A 21,436-nucleotide genomic window follows, 5' to 3' on the forward strand; every position below is an offset into this window, starting at 1 on the left:
ATCGCCGACAGCTTGCGGTGGAATCAATCAGGACGGTCACGTGACAGAGCCAGTAAAGCAGCCAGATTTCAGAGAGCTTTTCACGACTTTCGGCAAAGTGGGTCTACTGTCTTTTGGCGGTCCGGCGGCTCAGATCGCCATGCTGCAACGTATCATCGTCGATGAGAAGAAATGGATGGATCAGGAAAGGCTGATCCATGCGCTGAACTTTTGCATGTTGTTGCCGGGGCCGGAAGCCATGCAGCTTGCGACCTATTCCGGCTGGGCGGTTAAAGGCTGGCGCGGCGGCCTGCTGGCGGGGCTGTTGTTCGTGCTGCCCGGCGCTGTCGTGATGCTTGGTCTCTCCGCGCTCTACATCGCCTTCGGGCATGTGGAGGTCGTGGCCGGCTTGCTGTTCGGGCTTAAGGCAGCGGTGCTGGCTGTGGTGTTCGAAGCGCTTTACCGCATGGCCAAGCGGACACTGGCTTCAGGCTTTTCTTATGCCGTGGCGATTATGGCATTCGTTGCCATAGCGCTGTTGAAACTGCCGTTTCCGCTTGTTGTGCTGCTTGCAGCTTTGGCAGGCGGCTTGCGCCACATCGTGCAGGGCAGCGGGGCAGGAACTGGTCTGGGCGAGGCGACGCCCGGCGCACTGCGCGAGTTCACGCAGCAAACCCTGATATGGGGCGGGCTCTGGCTTGTGCCGCTCATCCTTCTTTATCTGGCCTTCGGCGGCACGCATGTCTTCGTGCAGGAAGCCGCCTTTTTCTCAAAGCTTGCTGCGGTTACTTTCGGTGGCGCCTATGCAGCCCTTTCCTATACGGCGCAGCAGGCGGTCGAACATTTCGGCTGGATGAAGCCGGGCGAAATGCTGACCGGGCTGGGGCTGGCCGAAACCACGCCGGGACCGCTGATCCTCGTGCTGGTTTTCGTGGGCTTTGTGGGGGCGGCTAACCTGTCCGGCCTGCCGCCAATTCTGGGTGGCTTTGTCGGCGGCTTCATTGCGCTCTGGTTTACCTTCGTGCCGTGTTTTCTATGGATATTGGCGGGCGCGCCATTCGTGGAGCGGCTGCGTCAGGTGCGCTGGCTTTCGGCCATGCTGGGTGGCATCACGGCGGCGGTGGTGGGTGTGATCGCCAATCTGGCGCTGTGGTTCTCGCTGCATGTGCTGTTTGCACAGGTGCTGGATAAGACGGTGGGGCCGTTCAGCGTGCCCTTGCCGGTCTGGAGCACAATAGACAATGCCGCCGTCCTCATTGCAGGGGCGGCGGCATTGCTGCTTGTCGTCTTGAAACTCAACATGCCGCTCGTGCTGTTGCTGGCGGCATGCCTCGGAATTGCTATCCGACTGGTGTTTTAATCGAACAGGCTCGAAACGGACTCTTCCGCTGCGGTGCGCGCAATAGCTTCGCCGATCAGATCGGAGATCGAGAGCACGCGGATATTCGGCGCATCGTTGATCGCGGTGGTCGGCTGGATGGAATCGGTGATCACCAGTTCCTTCAGCTTCGACGCAGCGATACGGGCAACCGCGCCACCGGAGAGAACACCATGCGTGATGTAAGCGGTGACGCTGTTCGCGCCCTTGGCCAGCAGGGCCTCGGCTGCGTTGCAGAGCGTGCCGCCGGAATCGACGATATCGTCGAACAGCAGGCAGTCTTTGCCAGCCACTTCACCGATGACGTTCATGACTTCCGATTCACCCGGACGTTCGCGACGCTTGTCCACGATGGCGAGCTGCGCGTCGATGCGCTTGGCCAATGAGCGGGCGCGAACTACACCGCCGACGTCCGGCGATACGACCATGCAGTTGCCGGTGGCGTAATTGGCCTTCACGTCACGGGCGATAACCGGAACGGCATAGAGATTGTCGGTCGGAATGTCGAAGAAGCCCTGAATCTGACCGGCATGAAGATCAAGGGTCAGAACGCGGTTTGCACCGGCTTCAGTGATGAGGTTGGAAACCAGCTTTGCCGAAATCGGCGTGCGCGGGCCGGGCTTGCGGTCCTGACGGGCATAGCCGAAATAGGGCAGGACGGCGGTGATGCGGCGCGCCGACGAACGGCGGAAGGCGTCGATCATGATGAGCAGTTCCATCAGGTGATCGTTTGCCGGATAGGACGTCGATTGCAGAACGAACACGTCTTCGCCGCGCACGTTTTCCTGAATCTCTACGAAAATCTCCTGATCGGCGAAGCGGCGAACGCTTGCCTTGCCGAGCGGGATGTTGAGATATTTAGCAACGGATTCGGCAAGTGCCCGGTTGGAGTTGCCTGCGAAAAGTTTCATTCTTTTTGCCTCTGAGCCGATGCGATAGGTTTGCGGTTTCGTTCTGTCGCAAAAAGTCCGTATAACGGACGTAATCTTGTTTCGCGCATGGACCGCAACGATGCGGGGCCCAGCAACGTCATCCTTTAAAAACTTTAAAGCCGCGTACTTTTGGCCGGTCAGGTTAAGTACAGCAGCTTACAAGGTTTTCTCGAATGTGGGGCCTATTGCAAAGAGTCACCGTCATTGCAAGGCCCGACTGTTCACAATTGTTGAAAAAGGCCGGAAATCCGGCCTTTCCGCGTGTCAAAAAGCGGGGATTCAGTAAGGGATTTCAGTTCCTTGCTGAAAATGCTCAAAGTTTATGCGCGATTTGCCGCAAGCCAGGTAGAATATTCCTGCATGGTGCGGTCGGCGATGGCCTGCATGGTGGCGGGCTGCACCACGCTCCATGAGTCTGCCGCTGCACCTTGCACTTTCTCCTGTCCCTGAATGCGGTGCAGCCGGTTGCCGGAAGCATCCAGCACATCCCAGACATAGAGAACGGTCGTCTGGTTGTCCTCGGAGAGAACCGAGAAGTACCCCTTCATGACATAGGCTGCGCTGGTGTCATTGGAGCCTGCCAGCTCGACGCCCTTGGCTTTGGCGTCGTCATTCATGCGGTGCGTCAGCGGCGTCACCACATTGACGGGCGCGCCGACAATGGGCGCGATGTGCAATTTGCCCGGCTTCAGTGTTGCCGTTCGCGCCGATGTCGTGGCCGGTGTTGTGGAAGGCGTTGTTGTCGTATTGGCAGTTGCGGGCGCAGTCGTGCCGGCGGGCGAGGTCGCCTGTCCGTTAGCCGGTTGTCCGGCAGTTTGGCCAGAGCCCTGCACATTCAGTGCGGATTCGGTGCTGTTGCAGGCAGCGAGCGCTCCGGCAAGCAACAGCATCATCGAAATATGTGCCTTGTTCATGGTCGGCTTCATGCTCCTGAAAACACATGGTCCTGAAAATACAGGCGGTTCTCACGTCAGGCCGATTTATCGCCGATCGTGGGCCGTTTGACAATGATGTCAGGCGATAAGCATATCAAGAGAATGGCGGGATAATGGCTGAGCCGCACCATTTGTTGTGAGATATGTCTGTCCGAGCGTCATTGCAGCGCCGCTGTCGGAGTCCATGATGATCATATGCGCAAAGAGCGTCATGTCCGGCTGGATGCTTTCCGGATTGCCCGCATAGAACATTTGCGGGTCCATCCAGGAGGGTGTGAAGCGTGCCCCGACCGAGTAGCCGCAGGCATTCAGCCGGTGACGGGTCAGCCCGTGCGCTTCCATGGTGCGGGCATGGGCGTCGAACACATCACCGAATGTCGAAGCCGGTGTTATCGCCGCCTCTACGGCCTCCAGCGCCTCGCGGGCGGCATCGTAAAGCTTGACGTGGTGTTCTGTCGGCTGGCCAATCAGGATCGTGCGCATCATCGGCGCGTGATAATGGCGGAACACGCCCGACCATTCGAGCGTAAGCTGGTCCGTGGCAGCAAGCGTGCGGCGACCGGATTTATAGCGGCAGAGCAGGGCGTCTTCGCCGGAGCCGATGATATATTCATTGGCCGGATAGTCGCCGTCACCGGAAAAATTGGCGCTCATCATGGCGGCCAGAATATCGGCTTCGCTTGCGCCCGCGCGGGTGGTTTTCAGCGCGGCGTCGAGCGCATCGTCGCTCAGTTGCGCTGCGCGCTTGGCATAGGCGATTTCCGCCGGGCTTTTCAAAAGGCGCAGGCGGTCCACCATGCCGGATGCGTCGAACAATTTGGCAAAGCTCTGCAATTGCTCGTCGAGCCTGCGGGCATTCGCGCCGGTGAGGCCGTGGGTCTGGTATTCGATGCCGATGCGTGTGCCGAGCAGATCAAGCTCGGTCAGGATATTGCGCAAATCCGCTGCCGGATTGGCATTGTCGCGGTCGGTCCAGACAACGATGTTCTCGATATTGGATGTCTGGCGCGCCTGGCGCAGATCCGCCGAGCGCGTCATCAGCACCATCGAGCCGTCGGCCTTCACAACAAGGCACTGGAAGAAGCAGAAGCCGAACGTGTCATAGCCGGTCAGCCAATACATGCTTTCCTGTGCGAACAGCAGCAGGGCATCAAGCTTGTCCTCCTCCATCTTCAAGATCAGACGGTCGCGGCGTGCGGCGAATTCTTCCGGCTCGAAGTGAAGGGCCATGCGGTTCTCCTCAAATGGAATCTTTGGTGTCCAGAATAGCAATGGCTGCAATCTGGCGTCCATAATCCGGCTCTTTGCGGTGCGTCGTGCGCCGGTAGGAATAGAACTGGTCTTCGTCGGCATAGGTGCACTGGCGAAGGGATTCTGCCTGTACGCCCGCTTTGGTCAGACGGTCGGTGATGAAGGTCCACAGATCGAAAAGCTTGTGATCCGGCTTGTCCGAGGCGCGGAAATAGCGTGCATAGGCCGGGTCTTTGCTCAGAAACTCCGTATAGAACTCCGGTCCGACTTCATAATTGTCGGGGCCGATTGTCGGCCCAAGAACCGCGACGATGTTCTCGCGCTTAGCGCCAAGCCCGATCATCGCGTCAATGGTGTTTTCCAGCACGCCGCTGAATGCGCCCCGCCAGCCCGCATGGGCGGAACCGATGACACCGGCCTCGTGGTCTGCAAACAGGACGGGACCGCAATCGGCAGACAGCGCGCCGAGCGCAATGCCGGGAACATTGGTCACCATGGCATCGGCCTTGGGGCGTGGCGAATCAAAAGGCGCGGTCACATGCAGCACGTCGGGCGAATGAACCTGATGCACCGTCAGGAGATGATCCGGTGCGACGCCAAGCGATTCTGCCACACGGCGGCGGTTTTCCGCGACATGTTCGGCCACATCATCCGATCCGGCTCCGACATTCAGCCCGGCATAAATACCGTCCGAAACGCCGCCTTTTCGCGTGAAAAAGCCGTGCGCAATGCGCTTGCCGGCCTGACCGGCGGGCTTGTCGAGCAGAGGCGAGCGGAGCGGTTGCGGCATGTCGGTCATAGCATATTGGCCTTATTAAACGGCGGGATGGTGGGGGAGGCAGGGTGGCTTGTCAATTGCAGCTTTTTGAAGGGCAATTGGCGCTAGCTTTGTTCGAACGGTATGAGCCGGGTGTCGCGATCGCTGAACGCCAGCACCTTGAACAAGGTGCCCATCTGTTCAGGTGCTGCCAGGCGTTCCACATCCTGCCGGATCTTTTCCTGAAAAGCAGTGTCGCGCCCGCTACCCAGACGACCTGCGCGGTCGAGCAGGCCCATGGCCAGCAGGAATTCGCCTTGGGTCATGGTGCCGGTCTTGCAACGCGAGGCGCGTGCAGTCTGCTCCAGAATATCGAAATCGACATGACTGGTCAGGTCGGCTTCCCCCGGGTGAGCAAAAACATCGTCATAGCCGTGTTTGAGCATCGCTTGCAGCGTGTCGCCAAAGCCGGATTGAAGATGGCCGTAATCGATGCTGAGCGCCGCGCCGCGCGTCTTAGCGATACGCTGCGCGATTTCCTGCAACAGAGCGGTTCGTGCGGGAGCAGCTTCGAAGATTGTGCCGTCAGGGGTCTGCGCATGGTCTTTTGGTAGAAGCGCCAGGTCGATCCCGCCTACGCCGCTGACAAAATGAAATTCCTCATTTTCATCAAGCGAAATCAGCCGTTCCACAAAACGTCCGTTCGACTTGACGAATTGCCGGAACGGGATCGCGTCGAACAACTCGTTCGAAACGAGGACCAGTGGGCCGGTGGGGATGTCGGCAAAACGTTCGAACCAGGTGACGGAGACGCCCGTATCGGCGAGCTTCTGCTTCTGCTTTTCGACAAGGCGCGGACTGGTCTCGACCATCGCAACCTGCAGGCTCGCCAGCATTTGCGGGGCAAGCTTGCCAATGCTGCGCAACATGTCGCCCATCAGCGTCCCGCGTCCGGGTCCGATTTCGCACAGCACGGTGTTGGCAGGGCGGCCAAGCGCATCCCATTGCGCGACACACCAGATGCCGATCAACTCGCCGAACATCTGGCTCACTTCTGGCGCGGTGATGAAATCACCCTCGCGACCGAACGGTTCGCGGGTCGTGTAATAGCCGGATTCCCGGTCACCGAGACATGCGGCCATATAGTCGGCAACGCTGATCGGTCCCGTCGTGGCGATCAGCCGTTTCAGCCGGTCTTTGAGCGAAGTTTCAGGCATCTTTGGCTGCTGCGCGGTTGGCGCGCCACATCGCCCACAGGCCGATCAGCACCATCGGCACCGAAAGCACCATACCCATGGTCAGCCAGCCGCCAACCAGATAGCCGAGCTGTGCATCCGGCTCGCGGAAGAACTCGACCGCAATGCGGCTGAGGCCATAGCCGGTCACGAATGCGCCCGCAATAAAGCCCGGCTTCTTCAGCTTGCGACCGACCCAGACCAGCAGGAGCAGAACGAAAAACAGCACGAAACCTTCGAGGAAGGCTTCATAAAGCTGGCTTGGATGGCGCGGCAGCGGCCCGCCATTCGGGAAATAGACAGCCCATGGCGCATCGCTGACGCGGCCCCAGAGTTCGGAATTGATGAAGTTGGCGACACGCACCACGCCGAGGCCGACCGGCACACCGGCGGCGACCACATCGAACATGCTCCACACCTTGATGCCGCGTGAGCGGGCAAACAGGATCATGGCGATGGTGGTGCCGAGAATGCCGCCATGGAACGACATGCCGCCATCCCAGACAGCGGGAATGGCAAGCGGGTTGGAGAGATAATAGGAGAAATTATAGAACAGCACATAGCCGATGCGACCGCCCAGCACGACGCCAAGTGCTGCCCAGATGACGAAATCGTCGAGCGCTTCCGGCGCCATCGGCGGGTTGTTATGTGTCCAGAGACGATGGCTGCGCAAAAGCTTCTTGCCGTACCACCATGCGAACATGATGCCGACGACATAGCCAAGGCCGTACCAGTGCACCGCCAGCGGTCCGATGGAAAAGATCACCGGATCAATATTCGGAAAGGCGAGGGCCGACGCGGGCAGCAACGTCTCTATCATGAAATCACTCCATTTTGTGACGGAACATGCTGGACGAACCGGCAACGGTCAAGCTGTCCCGCAAACGCCTTACAACACGATCACTTTCTATAGCTGCGCTTGCATCGGATCTGAGACGGCCCTATTTCAATTTTATGTTTTCAACAGGTCTCTCCTGCAAAGTAAGGAACGATTGCCATGACCAGCGGACAAAACCGGGTTCTCGACGAACTCGCCAAGCTTGTGACGGATGCGGCAGGCGCTGCGCAAGGCGTGCGCCGTGAAGTGGAAACGGCCTTGCGCTCGCAAGGGGAACGTGTACTCAACACGCTCGACGTCGTGCAGCGCGAAGACTTCGAAGCGGTGCGCGAAATGGCCATCAAGGCACGTGCCGAAAACAGTGCATTGCTGGCAAGAATCGAAGCACTTGAAGCACGACTTGCCAAATTTGAAGTTGATTCTGATGCCAAATCGGCAAAATCGGCCTCTTCGACGGCAAAATCCAAAAATAATTCCTGATTATTTATTAACAGGCCGCGGGCGGTAAAAACCCTTGTCTTAGAGTCGCTTAAGGCAATGCTCGCGGCCAGTCCCTTTCATGTTTCCACATGCTTTCATGTCTCTTTTCTGAAAAGGGACTGGCGTTCAGATTCAGCATCAATAGACTGAAAACACTACATGATTCGAAGTGTGGTCATGTAGGCGGCGGCGAGGGGCTGTAGTTCTAGTTTTCGCGTCTTCAGGCTGCTTTCCAGTATCAGTTGCGTATGTGCGTGTGCCATTGAGGCGCTTGCATGCTGTTTGGCATGCCGGTTCCTCGACCGATCAATTCGTGCCTGTTTTTCTGCGCTTGTTCTTGCGCGGCGGCGGGTGCGGGCGAGCAATTCTTGCACGCCGGGAATTTGAGATATCCAGCTTGAGGGTGTCTCACAGAACAGGAAACGGACATGAGCCTTCTTGAGCTTGAATTCGCACGCGAGGCGCATCCGGTGGATGTGATCGAGCAGGTTGCGCATTCAAACGACTGGACATTCGAGCGGACTGGCGACGATGAAATCGCAATTTCGGTTGCGGGCAACTGGACTGACTATCACATCTCATTTTCCTGGATGGAAGATTTCGAGGCGCTACATCTGGCTTGCGCCTTCGACATCAAGGTGGCGGAACCGCGTGTGAACGAGGTGATGCGCCTGCTTTCGCTGATCAACGAAAAGCTTCTCATGGGGCATTTCGACCTTTGGCAACAGGAAGGTGCCATCATGTACCGCCAGTCGCTGTTGCTGGCCGGTGGTGCAGAACCGACCAGCCGTCAGGTGGAAGTGCTGCTGGCCGCAGCGCTTGAAGCTTGCGAGACCTATTTCCAGGCCTTCCAGTTCGTGGTCTGGTCGGGTGTCAGCGCGCGGGAGTCGCTGGAAAGCGTTGTGTTCGAAACAGTCGGACGCGCCTGATCAGAATCAAACGATAGCCCGGCGGGAAAAGCGCGGGGCTATGCACGGCAGACGAAAGCGGACGGATATGAGCGAAGACGCGACCATCACCTGGGCTGATTTCGAAAAGGTCGATATCCGGACGGGTACGATTGTGGAGGCGGTGCCCTTTCCGGAAGCGCGCAAGCCCGCCTATAAGCTGAAGATCGATTTCGGCGATAAGATCGGCGTGAAGAAGTCTTCCGCACAGATTACCAAACATTATCAGGCGGAAGAGCTGATCGGTCGTCAGGTGCTAGCCGTGGTGAATTTCCCACCGCGCCAAATCGGACCGTTCATGTCAGAAGTTCTGACGCTGGGCTTGCCCGATGAGAATGGCGACGTTGTTCTTGCGGCAATCGACAAAAAAGTGCCGAACGGCGGCAAGCTGTTTTAGCAAACTACGCTTTCCGAATAATCACGTCCCCCCTCATCCTGAGGAGGTTCCTGAGCTTGCGAAGGAACCGTCTCGAAGGACGAGGGATTTTAGTGCGTTTTCCCTCGCCCTTCGAGACGCCGTTTTCAACGGCTCCTTAGGATGAGGGACCCTTCGACAAGCTCAGGGTGAGGGGCGGTGTCTCTCGTCACGCCGGAATGTGGATGATGGCGCGCAGGCCGCCGGTGGGGGCGTCGGCCAGCGTAATGTCGCCGCCATGGCTACGCGCAATGTCGAGCGCGATGGCAAGGCCAAGGCCGCCTGTGCCGCCCGAATCCTGCGTTCGCGCTTCATCAAGCCGCACGAAAGGCTTAAACACATCTTCGCGCCGGTCTTCCGGAATGCCCGGTCCGTCATCGTCCACCACGACCTTCAGCCAACCATCCTCATGCGAAATCGAAAGCTCGACATTTTGCGCATGGCGAAAGGCGTTGGACACCAGATTGCTGACGAGCCGTGAGAAAGCATTAGGGCGAACGTGGATTTCACTGTCGCCGTCGATGGAATATTTGAACCCGCGCTCACGCAGGCGTGCTTCGTTTTCAAGCTTCTCGCACAGGCGCTTCACATCGTAGCTTGCGGTTTCTTCCGCGCCTTCGCCGCGCGCAAAGGCCAGATAGCCCTCCAGCATGGTCTGCATGTCGGCGATATCCTGATTGAGCGGCTCGACATCGATCGAGTGCCCCGTCAGCGCCAATTGCAGTTTGAAGCGGGTGAGAATGGTGCGCAGATCGTGGCTGACGCCCGACAGCATCGCTGTGCGCTGTTCGATCTGGCGCTCGATGCGGGAACGCATCTGAATGAAGGCGATACCAGCCTTGCGCACTTCTTCCGCGCCGTGCGGCTTGAAACCTTCCGGCATGGAGCGGCCCTTGCCGAAACTTTCGGCGGCGTCTGCCAGTTGTTGGATCGGCTTGATCTGGTTGCGAAGGAAGGCAATGGCGATGATGAGAAGCACAAGTGCAGTGCCCACCATCCAGGTCAGGAAGATGCCGGTATTCGACGCATAAGCCTGACTACGCCGGGCGAAAACACGCAGCACCTTGTCATCGAGCTTGATGCGGATTTCGATCAGGTCGGAATCGCCCACCGTATCGACCCAGAAGGGCCGGTTGATCTGACGGGTGATCTCTTCACTGAGGAAGTAATCCAGAATGGCGAAAAACGGCTTCGGTCCCGGCGCGGGCAGGGGATCGGGCGGCAGGATGGAAATGTTGAGCGCAAGGCGTTGCTGCGCGAGGCGGATCAGATTGTCGTAACCCGGTTCCTGCGGATAGGTTTCCAGAATGTCGATGATCGCCGAAATATCGCGCACGACAGCCGTCGAAAGCCGCTCGGTCACCATCTGCCAGTGGCGTTCCATGAACACATAGGCGATCACGGATTGCAGCAGGACCATCGGGGCGATGATGATGATGAGCGACCGCGCATAGAGACCTTTCGGCATCCGGCGCGCCAGCCAGCGCGAGAGATTTTTCCAGAGCGTCATCGTCTCAGAACGTCCCAAACAGCGGCCGGTTGCGTCAAATCACAACTATTCGATGCTGAGCTTGTAGCCGATGCCACGCACAGTCTGGAGCCAGACCGGATTGGCCGGGTCCTGCTCGATCTTGCGGCGCAGACGATTGATCTGAACATCGATTGTACGTTCGCCGACATCGCCGTCCTGTCCGGTCAGTTCATGACGTGGAATGGTTTCCCCCGCGCGTTCCGCGAAGATCGCCATGATGTCCTGCTCACGATCCGTGAGCTTGATGGTTTCGGTGCCCTTCTTCAATTCGCGGCGCGGAATGAAGAATGTGTAAGGCCCGAACACGATCTGTTCGATCTTGGGCTGGGCAGGCGGTGCGCCGCGGCGCAGAATATTGTTGATGCGCAGCGTCAGCTCGCGCGGATCGAACGGTTTTGGCAGATAATCGTCTGCGCCCGCCGAAAGGCCGTCAATGCGGTTGTCGGTTTCCGACAGCGCAGTCAGCATTAGGATCGGCACGTTTTTTTGTTCGCGCAGCGAGCGGGTCAGAGAAACGCCGGTCTCGCCGGGCATCATCACGTCGAGAATCAGAAGGTCGAAATCGATACCTTCCAGCTTGCGGCGCGCTTCGGCAGCGCTTGCGGCAATAGTGACGCGAAAGCCGCTATTGGTCAGATATTGCGAAAGCAGGCTGCGAATTCGCGTGTCGTCATCGACAACGAGCAGATGCGGGGCGTCATCCGAGAGTGATTTTTGTTCTTCTACGGTCATGGCGTCTTTCGATCCCATTCAGTTTCTGTTCGCTGACGACACATAGCCGTCGGAGGCGCATATTATCGACTGGAATGTGGCGCGTCTATTCGCAGTGCTTGTGTATATGTTTTTACACAAGCACTTAGTATTCCGCCGCGTAACACTTATTTCACTGCCGTTCTTCACCGGAAAAGCTGTCGATCTGGGCACGGCGCTCAGGATTGACCATATTATACAGAAAGCGCTCGATGATGGCGCGATCCTGCGGAGCGCATCCCTCAAGGGCGCGGGCAATGCGATGCGACTGCGGCAAGGCGAGGGCAAGCGTCAGCTGGCGGCCGCTTTTCGTGGGGTAGAGCTTGCGGTGGCGACGGTCGTGGAGACCGGTTGCCTGAACCACATGGCCGGTATCGATCAGCTGCTTGAGAACACGCGACAGGCTCTGCTTGGTGATGCGCAGAACTTCCAGAAGTTCGGCCACCGTCATGCCCGGCTTGCGATTGATGAAGTAAAGCACCCGGTGATGAGCGCGGCCAAAGCTGATCTTTTCGAGAATGAGATCGGGATCGGCGGTGAAGTCGCGATAGGAAAAGAACAAAAGTTCGATGACGTTGAGATCGGCCGCCTCCTCGGCTGTCAACGGATTGCTTATATAATTCATGTCGTTCGTCGAATTCACATCGAGGCTCCGTACTGCTGCGATAAATATGTCAGCATTATTGACATAATTCAACCGCCCAGATAATTTTCGATAAGCGTGAGCTGGCTTTTTGGAACAATGTTTACGCTGGCGCATGCTGGAGGAGAGATAATTACGCGACCGGGTTTCCGATCACTGCCGTCAAGGCCGTGAAAAGGAAATCTGCAACCGCATGATCCCGCTGGTCGGGAGGATTATTTTTTGTCCATGCGTGCTCCGATAAGGTTTTGTGCAAAATCTTTGCTCAACCTCTAAGCATTTCGCACCAAAAGGCCAGTATTCGCGTGGAAAAAGGCGCCTGTTTTGCCGGTAATATCGATTTAACCGACAAAATGGGAATGCGGAGACGTTTGCCCGAGCAGAATCTGCCCTGAGACAGCGCCGCAAGTGTAATATTTAGGAGCAAGAAAATGGCTGCGATTCCATTCGATCAAAGGGACGGATATATCTGGCTGGACGGTGAATTCGTCGACTGGAAAGATGCGAAAATTCATGTCCTCACCCATGGCCTGCATTATGCAAGCACGGTTTTTGAGGGTGAGCGCGCCTATGGCGGCGAAATCTTCAAGCTGAACGAACATACCGAGCGTCTGCATGAATCGGCACGGCTTCTCGGTTTTGCGCTGCCTTACAGCGTTGAAGAAATCAACGATGCCTGCCGGGCGCTGATCAAGAAGATGGGCTATGTCGATGCCTATGTGCGCCCGTTTGCATGGCGCGGTTCGGATTCGCTCGGCGTTTCGGCCCAGAACAACCGCATTCACGTGGCAATCGCCTGCTGGGAATGGCCAAGCTATTTCTCGCCGGAAGAAAAGATGAAGGGCATTCGCCTCGACATCGCTGAATATTGCCGCCCGGATCCGCGCACCGCGCCGTCGAAGTCCAAGGCATCCGGCCTCTACATGATCTGCACGATCTCCAAGCACGCAGCCGAAGCCAAGGGCTATGCCGATGCGCTAATGTTCGACTGGCGGGGCCAAGTGGCGGAAGCGACTGGCGCCAATGTGTTCTTCGTCAAGGACGGTGCGCTGCATACGCCAAAGCCGGATTGCTTCCTCGACGGCATCACCCGTCGCACTATTATCGATCTGGCAAAGCGTCGTGGTATCGAAGTCATCGAGCGCGCAATCATGCCCGAAGAAATGGCCGATTTCACTGAATGCTTCCTGTGCGGCACGGCTGCCGAAGTTACGCCGGTTTCGGAAATCGCCCAATACCGGTTCACCCCTGGTAAAATCACTGCCGTTTTGATGGATGCTTATACAGCGGAAGTGCAGCCAAAGCGCCAGGCGGCCGAGTGACTGGGTTTTAAACAGAAAAAGAGCGGCTTTCGGGCCGCTTTTTAGTATCTTTACTGCTTACTGTTTGACATTGGAAAGTTTCGGCTCAACATCTTTGTGCCGGAATCGCGTTGTTCCGGTATTGGAGCGGCCTCAGATCTGATGACCTCAAATCGACGCTCTGATTTTTGATCAGGCGCGCAAATATTCCGAACGGTTCATTCTTGTCGGAAAGCGCTCTAACAGAGATGGGGTGACGACTATGGAATCTCTATTGCCTATCATTCTCCAGCTGGTTGCCGGCGCTGTCGGTGGCAATATTGCTGGCGCTGCCAAGAACATCAGCCTTGGGACAACGGGTAACACCGTGGCTGGCGGTATTGGCGGGGTCATTCTCGGCCAGCTTCTTCCGATGCTCTCCGGCGGTGGTCTGGACTCGGTTCTCAATGGTGTTGTCGGCCAGCTCGCTGGCGGCGGTATCGGCGGTATCGTTCTGACTGCAGTTGTGGGGCTCATCAAAAACGCAATGGCTGCCAAGGCCTGAGGAATGCATTTGACCGGGTGGAAACATCGGGTCGCGCAAGGATGCACTTGAAATAAACAACTTGGAGCGCGCGCCAATTTCCGGCAAGCGCTCCGGGTAGACGGCACAGTTTTCAAAGCCACCGGCAAGACGAACTGTTTGAGAGGGATAGAACGGACGGCCATGCGCCGTCCGTTTTTTAGAGCGCATCCCGAAAAGTGTGAAACGCCTCCGCAGGGAAATCAGTTCACTGGACTGATTTCTGATCCTGCTTCGATCAGAAAAGATGCGCGTTAAAGCAAACATTTAGAGCGCCGATCTGATCCAATCAGATCGAAACGCGCTCTAATTGCGAGTTGAAATATCCGCAGCGATCGCGACGATTGTTGGGGCGGTGCGAGATTTTAAGCTCTTTCCGTATCGGGCCGGGGCCATTATGTGTGGAGCAACACAGGCGGCGGTTGATGCGATCTTCGCCGATCCACAGATGCGATGGAGTATCCACCATGGGCCAGCTACAGGCGATTATCGTCCCCGTTACCCCGTTTCAGCAAAACTGCACCATTCTTTTCGACGGCGAGACCAAGAAGGGTGTCGTCATTGATCCGGGTGGTGATCTGCCGAAGATCGAGGAAGCGATCCAGTCGCAGGACATCGAGATCGGGGCCATCTGGATCACCCATGGTCATATCGATCATGCGGGCGCTGCGGCCGATCTGAAGGAAAAGCTCGGCGTGGAGATTATCGGCCCGCATGTGGACGATCAGTTTCTGCTCGATAATCTGGTGGCGACCGGCCTGAAATACGGAATTGTCGACGGTGTGCGCAACGTCACGCCGGACCGCTGGCTGGAAGAGGGCGACAAGGTCACCGTCGCCGGACATGTCTTCGACGTGTTTCATTGCCCCGGTCATTCGCCCGGCCACGTCGTCTTCTACAGCCCGGAAGCCCGCTTTGCGATTGTGGGCGATGTGCTGTTCAACGGTTCGGTGGGACGCACCGACCTGCCGGGCGGCGACCATACTGCGCTGATCCGGTCGATCCGGGAGAAGCTTCTGCCGCTGGGCGACGATATCGGCTTTATTTGCGGACATGGTCCCGGCGGCCGGTTCGGCGAAGAACGCCGCAACAACCCGTTTCTGATCGGAATTGCGTAAAGGTTACAAAAAAGCCGCCCATTGGGCGGCTTTTTCCTTATCGATTTTGCACTTAAAGCGTATCGCGTTCAATAATATTCACGAGGCACGCTTTAAGCTTTTGTTTTTATGCATGTCTTTCTCCCGAAACCGGTTCCCACTTTCGGGAGGTATGCTTTAGTTGGCGGTGCAGAAATGGTCGCGACCATCATAACCGCGATAGGTACCGCTGCGTGGATTGAACGAGCGGTAAGTTTCCATGCAGTAGTCCTGCCAACCCTCGGTCCATGGCTCCAGATTCCGCGGACGATAGTAAGTCACGCGGCGCGGTGGAGGTGCCGGATAGTAAGCACGTGGCGCTGGGTAATACGCAGGTGGCGGAGGCGGCGCATCATAGATCGGTTCCGGCTGCACATAGGTCGGCTGCGGCTGGCTCAGCGCGCTGCCGATCAGCGCACCGGCTGCAAGTCCGATCACACCGGCGGCAACTGCATCGCCGCTGCCATGGTGATGACGGCGGCCCCAGGAATCTGCCGAAGCGGAAGCAAGAGGAGCAGCAATCGCTGCCAAAGATGCAACGGTCAGAATGGTTGTCTTCGCAAATCGGTTCATTGTTCGCTCCTTCAGAAGCTCGACTGCAATTCCTCTGGTGCAGACCGCTCGAAAGACGGAGCACCAATCATGGATAATGGGTTAACTCTTTCGACATGAATGGAGGCTGAACAATGGTGAAATAGGGCGCCGAGCTCTCAATCGTCGGTAAAATACGCGCAGCGTCTGTAACAATTCGCGGGCGGGTTATGAGGGGGCCCTGGCTCGTTAATTGCCGGATGCGCTCTTACGGACCGCCGACACTCCATTGAAGAAATTGGGGCAATAAAAAACCCCGGCGTGAACCGGGGTCATAATTGGTATTGAGAACAATCAACCGGTAACGGTGATGTTAACGGCCTTCGGGCCCTTGCCGCGACGATCCGGTTCGGTTTCGTAGGAAACCTTCTGATTGTCTGCGAGGCCCGTCAGGCCCGAAGCCTGTACAGCAGAGATGTGCACGAAGATATCCGCGCCACCATCATCGGGCTTGATAAAACCAAAGCCCTTTTCATTATTGAAGAATTTGACCAGTCCGGTCTGTGCCATTGGATCCGTTCCTTTTCCTTGGCGCCACCATTTCTTTCAAAAACGATGGAATTACGTCTTCTGCCGAGCGCACCACACACCCGACAGAGGGTCATGCAGGCAGTTCTCGACATTGGGAAGGAACCGATCATTGTCTGGGTATTCCCAGACCCGGAACTTATAGCGGCCCCGGCGCGCCGTTCTTCCAGTCTTCCATTTGTTCGCTAAATGCCCGAACGAGTGGAGACTGATCTATGACGCGAATTTTGGCAAGCAAATTCTTTGCGCCCCCGATGTTTTGTTATCTTTGAACCGGAACGCGGGTTTATTTTTCCGATTATTTCTAGAATTTCTGAAGCGGTATACCGAAATAGAACAGCCTATCCTTGATATATAAGAGATCTTATAGAGAAGCCGCGTGTTTAAATAGCCGGATTAATTGGTGCGTTTAATAAAGTGCCCCATCTTTGCGGGCGCAAAAATGGTCACTTTCATCGATGCCCTAACGATTGCGCGAAACAATGCATGCGCCGCCGGCTGCGCGCAACTTGCTACAAATACCATCGGCTTCCGCCCGGCTGTTGGCGCCGATCCGCACCGCATAGATGCCGCGCCGCCCCATCGGGGTGCGAATGCGGCTGATGACCGGGCTATGGCCGCTCAGTACAGAGGCGAATTGCTTGCGCAGGCGGCTCCATTGATTGACAGCCGCACCGCGGCGGAAATTCCCCGCAACTTGTATTCCCCATGGCTTCGGCTTGACGCGCGACATGGGTATCGTCGCCGAGCGGATGATCGGCAGGCGGCGGCAGGCTTCCGTAAAGGAACGCCCCGAATCAAGAGGCCGGTTCTGCACCTCCCTGCCGGAAGCGAAATCGTCGGCGGGTGCGCCGGTGATGTCCAGCACATAGTCCTCGGTTTCGAGCGGGAGGAAACCGCCCGAGCGCATCCAGCTGGAAACACGCCCCGGCCCGGCATTATAGGCCGCAGCGGCGAGACCCCAATTGCCGAAAGCTTTTTTGAGGTCGAACAGGAAACTGGCCGAGGCCGGGATTGCCTGCTCGATGTCGAACGGGTCGGCCAGACTGCGCTCCTTTGCCGTATAGGGCATGAACTGTGCAATGCCTTGCGCGCCGACCGGGCTGACGGCCTGATGGTCGAACCGGCTTTCCTTCCAGATCAGGCGGGCGAAGAAATCTTTTGGTATGCCATGCGTGGAGGCGCTGGTCTCGATCAACTGGCAGATTCGATTGACGGTGGGCGCTTTCTTTTCCGGCGGTAATGGTGGCGCCGATATGCGCGGATTGGGTTCGCTAAAGCTTGCCGGTGCCGGTTCTGCCTCGGCGGGAATGAGTGACAGCGGGACGATCAGAAACGATGCCGCCAGAAAAGTTCCGAAACGCCGCATGTCGTCTTTCTGTTCGCTTTTGCCCCATGCTGTGACCCGGATTGTTCGGGCCGAAAGCTTGACTGCAGAGTAACGCAACTTGGCGACTTGTCGATACGTGGCGTCTAATCTTCCCATTTAAATCTTGCCCTTCGGAACATCTGCTCCATTCTAGATGGGGACAAAAGACGGATAGACGTTTCTGGAGAGGAGGAAACATGTCGAGGGGTTTGTCATGGACCGGCTTGATTGCCGGTGTGATGGTGTTGAGCGGTTGTGTTGCGGAAGGTGGTCCTGATCACCGGCCACCGCCGGTCCGGCCCGGTAATCCGGGCCATGTGCAGGCCTGCCCAATGATCTATTCGCCGGTTTGCGGCGAGAGCAGGGGTATCCGGCGGACATTCGGAAATGCGTGTTCAGCACGGGCGGAAGGGTTCCGCGTGGTGTCGAATGGTCAGTGCAGCAGTCGCCCGGGTTCGGGCTGGAATGGCCCCGGCGTCGGTCCGGCTCGTCCGCCGCAGCACGGCGTCCGACCGGGCATGGGCGCATGCACGCGGGAATATGCACCGGTTTGCGCGCGGCGCGGCAGTGAACGGCGCAGCTTCTCCAATCGCTGCGAAGCGGAACGGGCCGGTTTCCGCGTCACGGGCGGCGGTCGCTGCTAGGTGAACGGCGAGGCGGATCAGCGTTCACAAGCGGCTCCGCCTCTCTGTAACGCAACGCGTCGACCAGAAGCGCGAAGGCCGGGGAAGATTGTCTCCGGCTTGGATAATAGAGATGAAAGCCCGGAAAGGGCGGGCACCAGTCTTCCAGCACGCGCACCAGCGTGCCATCGGCAATACCGTCCCGCATATAGTATTCCGGCAAGCTGGCGAGGCCGAAACCGGCCTTGGCGGCTTCGACGATCATGGTCGGGGAATTGAGAATGAGCTGGCCTTCGACGCGCACCTTCAGCTCTCGCCCGTTCTTCTCGAATTCCCAGGCATAAAGCCCGCCATAGGTGAGCAGGCGCAGATTGATGCAACGATGCGCGGTCAGTTCCTGCGGGGTGCGGGGCACCGGATATCGCTTGAAATAGGACGGAGCGCCGACCACGGCCATGCGCACGTCAGGGCCGATGGGCACGGCGATCATGTCCTGTGCGATCTGCTCGCCAAGGCGAATACCGGCGTCATAACGATCGGCTACGATGTCGCGCAGCCCGGAATCGACGGCCACTTCGACGTGGATATCGGGATAGTCCGGCAGAAGTCGTTCCAGAGCGGGCCACAGGATGGACTGCGCCGCATGTTCGGGAGTGGTGATGCGAATGGTTCCGGCAGGCTTGTCGCGCAATTCGCTCAGGGCGTCGAGTTCGGTTTCGATCTCTTCGAAACGGGGCCCGATGGTGCGCAACAGCCTTTCGCCAGCCTCGGTCGGGGAGACGCTGCGCGTGGTGCGGGTGAGAAGACGCAGGCCGAGCCGTTCCTCCAGCCCGCGCATTGTGTGGCTGAGCGCTGATTGGGAAACGCCAAGTTTTGCCGCCGCGCGGGTGAAACTGCCCTCGCGGGCAATGGCCAGAAAAGCCAGCAGATCGTGAATATTGTCGCGCCGCATTGATGAATCCACTTCATGAGTTCATGCCGATTATAGTGTCTAATCATCGGCAGCAGAAGTTTTTAAGTTTGCCGCGATTTCAGGCGGGGAAAGAAAGGAAACACATCATGCAGATCAAGCGCATCGGGTCTCAGCCTTCGACCAAGGGTTCCGCCGATTATTTCACCGGTACGGTCCGGCTCGACATGCCGTTCAGCACGACGGCACCGGCGCGTGTTGGCGGCGCTACCGTGTCATTCGAGCCGGGCGCACGCACGGCGTGGCACACGCATCCGCTGGGCCAGACGGTGATCGTGACCGCAGGGCTTGGCTGGGCGCAGCGCGAGGGTGGCCCTGTCGAGGAAATCCGCCCCGGTGATATCGTCTGGTTCGAGCCGGGCGAACGGCATTGGCACGGCGCGACGGCCACCACGGCCATGACCCATATTGCTATAGCGGAAGCGCTCGACGGCAAGGTGGTGGACTGGCTGGAACATGTCAGCGACGAAGATTATCACGCATAAGGATATTGACCATGAAGAAGAGAATATTGGGCCGTAGCGGCCTTGAGGTTTCAGCCATCGGTCTCGGCTGCATGGGCCTTAGTTTCGCCTATGGTCCGGCCATGGAAAAGGCACAGGCGGTCGGGCTGCTGAGAGCTGCATTCGACAAGGGCATCACGTTCTTCGATACAGCGGAAGTCTATGGACCCTATGTGAATGAGGAAGTTCTGGGCGAAGCGCTGGCGCCGATTCGCGACCGGCTGGTGATCGCCACCAAGTTCGGTTTCGAATTCGACGACAAGGGTGGTCAGAATGGGGTGAATAGCCGTCCCGAACATATTCGTGCGGTTGCTGAAGCATCGCTGAAGCGGCTGAAGACGGATGTGATCGACCTGTTCTATCAGCATCGCGTTGATCCGGCGACGCCCATCGAGGACGTGGCCGGAACGGTGCGCGATCTGATCCAGGAGGGGAAGGTCAAGCATTTCGGCCTTTCGGAAGCTGGTCCGCAAACCATCCGGCGCGCCCATGCCGTGCAGCCGGTCACGGCGTTGCAAAGCGAATATTCGCTGTGGTGGCGTGAGCCGGAACAGCAAATCCTGCCGGTTCTGGAAGAGCTGGGCATCGGCTTTGTTCCGTTCAGCCCGCTGGGCAGAGGCTTTCTGACCGGAACCATCGACAGCAAGACGAGCTTTGCGGCCAATGATTTCCGCAATGTCGTGCCGCGCTTTTCGACCGAAGCCCGTGATGCCAATCAGGCGCTGGTCGATATGCTTGGCCAGATCGCAGAAGCCAAGGGTGTTACCCGTGCCCAGATCGCGATTGCGTGGTTGCTGGCGCAGAAGCCATGGATCGTGCCGATTCCCGGTACGACGAAGCTGCATCGTCTGGAAGAAAACATCGGTGCCACCAATGTCGAATTGAGTGCCGAGGATTTGAACCGCATCGAAGCCGCGCTTGCCGACATCACTGTGCAGGGCGACCGCTATCCGGCGCATTTGCAACAGCGTGTCGACCGGTAGCCCCGTTCAACAGGAGACAGGACCATGCAGGGAATTCAGGACAAGGTCGTCGTTATCACTGGCGCAAGCAGCGGTCTCGGTGAAGCGGCTGCGCGGCGGCTGGCCGAAGGCGGGGCCAAGCTTGTGCTCGGCGCGCGCCGTCTCGATCGGCTAAAGGCGCTGGCCGGTGAACTGAAACTGGCCGAAGGCGCGGTTCTGCGAACGGACGTGACCGACCGCCTTCAGGTTCAGCATCTGGTCGATCAGGCAGTGAAGCTGCACGGTCGTGTCGATGTGCTGATCAACAATGCCGGGCTGATGCCGCATTCGATGCTCGAAATGGGCAAGGTGGATGACTGGGATCGCATGATCGACGTCAATATCAAGGGCGTGCTTTATGGCATCGCCGCCGCCTTGCCGCATATGCGCGACCAGAAGAGCGGTCACATTATCAATGTCTCGTCGGTGGCGGGACATAAGGTGGGACCGGGCGGGGCCGTCTATTCGGCAACCAAACATGCGGTGCGGGTCATTTCGGAAGGATTGCGTCAGGAAGTGAAACCGTACAACATCCGCACGACGGTGATATCGCCGGGCGCGGTGGCGACGGAGCTTCCCAACAGCGTCACAGACCCGCAGCAGGCCGAGCGCGTGAAGGTGCTTTATAACAATGTTGCTATTCCGGCGGAGTCTTTCGCGTCCATGGTGGCTTTCGCGATGAGCCAGCCGGACAATGTTGACGTCAACGAAATCCTGTATCGTCCAACCGCGCAGGAATATTGATGGCAAAATAAATGCGGCTCCGGGTGGAGCCGCATTT

24 protein-coding genes are annotated in these 21,436 nt (G+C 57.9%); 11 read left to right on the plus strand and 13 right to left on the minus strand.

Features of this window, described 5'->3' with window-relative positions; all coding sequences use genetic code 11:
• Nucleotides 1–40 precede the first annotated feature (40 nt).
• Nucleotides 41–1,339, plus strand: coding sequence for a chromate efflux transporter (gene chrA, locus HWD97_RS09495; protein WP_371834969.1), 1,299 nt, complete (start codon nt 41–43; stop codon nt 1,337–1,339).
• On the opposite strand, the gene HWD97_RS09500 is transcribed toward chrA, so the two are convergent.
• The 6 genes from HWD97_RS09500 to lgt all read right to left on the minus strand — a co-directional run bounded on the left by HWD97_RS09500 (nt 1,336) and on the right by lgt (nt 7,287).
• Nucleotides 1,336–2,268: a ribose-phosphate pyrophosphokinase gene (locus HWD97_RS09500; protein WP_109369495.1), complete on the minus strand. Its 933-nt coding sequence runs from the start codon at nt 2,266–2,268 to the stop codon at nt 1,336–1,338. The two genes, chrA and HWD97_RS09500, sit on opposite strands and share 4 nt — an antisense overlap.
• A 341-nt stretch (nt 2,269–2,609) precedes the next feature.
• Complete coding sequence (locus HWD97_RS09505) at nt 2,610–3,215, minus strand: hypothetical protein (protein WP_121536504.1); 606 nt, start codon at nt 3,213–3,215, stop codon at nt 2,610–2,612.
• 87 nt (nt 3,216–3,302) lie between these two features.
• Complete coding sequence (locus tag HWD97_RS09510) at nt 3,303–4,454, minus strand: Xaa-Pro peptidase family protein (RefSeq protein ID WP_109369493.1); 1,152 nt, start codon at nt 4,452–4,454, stop codon at nt 3,303–3,305.
• Between the two features lie 10 nt (nt 4,455–4,464).
• Complete coding sequence (pgeF, locus tag HWD97_RS09515) at nt 4,465–5,274, minus strand: peptidoglycan editing factor PgeF (RefSeq protein WP_109369492.1); 810 nt, start codon at nt 5,272–5,274, stop codon at nt 4,465–4,467.
• An 83-nt stretch (nt 5,275–5,357) separates the two neighbouring features.
• Nucleotides 5,358–6,449 carry a class I SAM-dependent methyltransferase gene (locus HWD97_RS09520; RefSeq protein WP_371834970.1) on the minus strand — a complete coding sequence of 364 codons (1,092 nt, stop codon included), beginning with the start codon at nt 6,447–6,449 and terminating at the stop codon, nt 5,358–5,360.
• Nucleotides 6,442–7,287: a prolipoprotein diacylglyceryl transferase gene (gene lgt, locus HWD97_RS09525; protein ID WP_109369490.1), complete on the minus strand. Its 846-nt coding sequence runs from the start codon at nt 7,285–7,287 to the stop codon at nt 6,442–6,444. Before lgt ends, HWD97_RS09520 begins: the two co-directional genes overlap by 8 nt.
• A 177-nt stretch (nt 7,288–7,464) precedes the next feature.
• Between lgt and HWD97_RS09530 the strand changes: the two genes are divergently transcribed.
• The 3 genes from HWD97_RS09530 to HWD97_RS09540 all read left to right on the plus strand — a co-directional run bounded on the left by HWD97_RS09530 (nt 7,465) and on the right by HWD97_RS09540 (nt 9,129).
• Nucleotides 7,465–7,785, plus strand: a complete 321-nt coding sequence (locus HWD97_RS09530; RefSeq protein ID WP_109369489.1) for an accessory factor UbiK family protein — start codon at nt 7,465–7,467, stop codon at nt 7,783–7,785.
• A 428-nt stretch (nt 7,786–8,213) separates the two neighbouring features.
• Nucleotides 8,214–8,714 carry a YbjN domain-containing protein gene (locus HWD97_RS09535; protein ID WP_078338736.1) on the plus strand — a complete coding sequence of 167 codons (501 nt, stop codon included), beginning with the start codon at nt 8,214–8,216 and terminating at the stop codon, nt 8,712–8,714.
• Between the two features lie 67 nt (nt 8,715–8,781).
• On the plus strand, nt 8,782–9,129 hold the full coding sequence (locus HWD97_RS09540; RefSeq protein WP_109370274.1) for a tRNA-binding protein: 348 nt from the start codon (nt 8,782–8,784) through the stop codon (nt 9,127–9,129).
• Nucleotides 9,130–9,316: 187 nt separating this feature from the next.
• On the opposite strand, the gene HWD97_RS09545 is transcribed toward HWD97_RS09540, so the two are convergent.
• From HWD97_RS09545 to HWD97_RS09555, 3 genes are all read right to left on the minus strand, one after another.
• Complete coding sequence (locus HWD97_RS09545; RefSeq protein ID WP_109369488.1) at nt 9,317–10,657, minus strand: ATP-binding protein; 1,341 nt, start codon at nt 10,655–10,657, stop codon at nt 9,317–9,319.
• A gap of 45 nt (nt 10,658–10,702) precedes the next feature.
• Nucleotides 10,703–11,410, minus strand: coding sequence for a response regulator (locus tag HWD97_RS09550; RefSeq protein WP_109369487.1), 708 nt, complete (start codon nt 11,408–11,410; stop codon nt 10,703–10,705).
• A gap of 151 nt (nt 11,411–11,561) precedes the next feature.
• A complete protein-coding gene (locus tag HWD97_RS09555; protein ID WP_109370273.1) occupies nt 11,562–12,071 on the minus strand; it encodes a MarR family winged helix-turn-helix transcriptional regulator in 510 nt (169 codons plus the stop codon).
• Nucleotides 12,072–12,502: 431 nt separating this feature from the next.
• On the opposite strand from HWD97_RS09555, the gene HWD97_RS09560 reads away from it, so the two are divergent.
• The 3 genes from HWD97_RS09560 to HWD97_RS09570 all read left to right on the plus strand — a co-directional run bounded on the left by HWD97_RS09560 (nt 12,503) and on the right by HWD97_RS09570 (nt 15,052).
• A complete protein-coding gene (locus tag HWD97_RS09560; protein ID WP_109369486.1) occupies nt 12,503–13,393 on the plus strand; it encodes a branched-chain amino acid aminotransferase in 891 nt (296 codons plus the stop codon).
• Nucleotides 13,394–13,634: 241 nt separating this feature from the next.
• Nucleotides 13,635–13,916: a hypothetical protein gene (locus HWD97_RS09565; RefSeq protein WP_109369485.1), complete on the plus strand. Its 282-nt coding sequence runs from the start codon at nt 13,635–13,637 to the stop codon at nt 13,914–13,916.
• 485 nt (nt 13,917–14,401) lie between these two features.
• Nucleotides 14,402–15,052, plus strand: a complete 651-nt coding sequence (locus tag HWD97_RS09570; protein ID WP_109369484.1) for an MBL fold metallo-hydrolase — start codon at nt 14,402–14,404, stop codon at nt 15,050–15,052.
• 156 nt (nt 15,053–15,208) lie between these two features.
• Here HWD97_RS09570 and HWD97_RS09575 read toward each other — a convergent pair whose 3' ends face one another.
• The 3 genes from HWD97_RS09575 to HWD97_RS09585 all read right to left on the minus strand — a co-directional run bounded on the left by HWD97_RS09575 (nt 15,209) and on the right by HWD97_RS09585 (nt 17,558).
• The gene (locus HWD97_RS09575; protein WP_109369483.1) at nt 15,209–15,643 is read right to left on the minus strand and encodes a BA14K family protein; all 435 of its coding nucleotides are present in this window, start codon (nt 15,641–15,643) and stop codon (nt 15,209–15,211) included.
• 312 nt (nt 15,644–15,955) lie between these two features.
• Nucleotides 15,956–16,171 (minus strand): cold-shock protein, encoded by a 216-nt coding sequence (locus HWD97_RS09580; RefSeq protein ID WP_109369482.1) that lies wholly within the window; start codon nt 16,169–16,171, stop codon nt 15,956–15,958.
• A 481-nt stretch (nt 16,172–16,652) separates the two neighbouring features.
• Nucleotides 16,653–17,558 (minus strand): lytic transglycosylase domain-containing protein, encoded by a 906-nt coding sequence (locus tag HWD97_RS09585; RefSeq protein WP_244597173.1) that lies wholly within the window; start codon nt 17,556–17,558, stop codon nt 16,653–16,655.
• Between the two features lie 197 nt (nt 17,559–17,755).
• Between HWD97_RS09585 and HWD97_RS09590 the strand changes: the two genes are divergently transcribed.
• The gene (locus HWD97_RS09590; RefSeq protein WP_109369481.1) at nt 17,756–18,202 is read left to right on the plus strand and encodes a Kazal-type serine protease inhibitor; all 447 of its coding nucleotides are present in this window, start codon (nt 17,756–17,758) and stop codon (nt 18,200–18,202) included.
• Here the strand turns inward: HWD97_RS09590 and HWD97_RS09595 are convergent.
• A complete protein-coding gene (locus tag HWD97_RS09595) occupies nt 18,180–19,133 on the minus strand; it encodes a LysR family transcriptional regulator (RefSeq protein WP_109369480.1) in 954 nt (317 codons plus the stop codon). The genes HWD97_RS09590 and HWD97_RS09595 overlap by 23 nt on opposite strands.
• A 107-nt stretch (nt 19,134–19,240) precedes the next feature.
• Between HWD97_RS09595 and HWD97_RS09600 the strand changes: the two genes are divergently transcribed.
• Genes HWD97_RS09600 through HWD97_RS09610 form a run of 3 tightly spaced genes read left to right on the plus strand, consistent with a single transcriptional unit; the run spans nt 19,241 to nt 21,399 of the window.
• Nucleotides 19,241–19,636, plus strand: coding sequence for a cupin domain-containing protein (locus HWD97_RS09600; RefSeq protein ID WP_109369479.1), 396 nt, complete (start codon nt 19,241–19,243; stop codon nt 19,634–19,636).
• 11 nt (nt 19,637–19,647) lie between these two features.
• The gene (locus HWD97_RS09605; RefSeq protein ID WP_109369478.1) at nt 19,648–20,637 is read left to right on the plus strand and encodes an aldo/keto reductase; all 990 of its coding nucleotides are present in this window, start codon (nt 19,648–19,650) and stop codon (nt 20,635–20,637) included.
• Between the two features lie 24 nt (nt 20,638–20,661).
• Entirely contained in the window at nt 20,662–21,399 is a 738-nt protein-coding gene (locus HWD97_RS09610) for an SDR family oxidoreductase (protein ID WP_109369477.1), read from the plus strand.
• Nucleotides 21,400–21,436 lie beyond the last annotated feature (37 nt).

The sequence above is a fragment of the Ochrobactrum sp. C6C9 genome, assembly GCF_022627935.1.
Lineage (GTDB): Bacteria > Pseudomonadota > Alphaproteobacteria > Rhizobiales > Rhizobiaceae > Brucella > Brucella teleogrylli.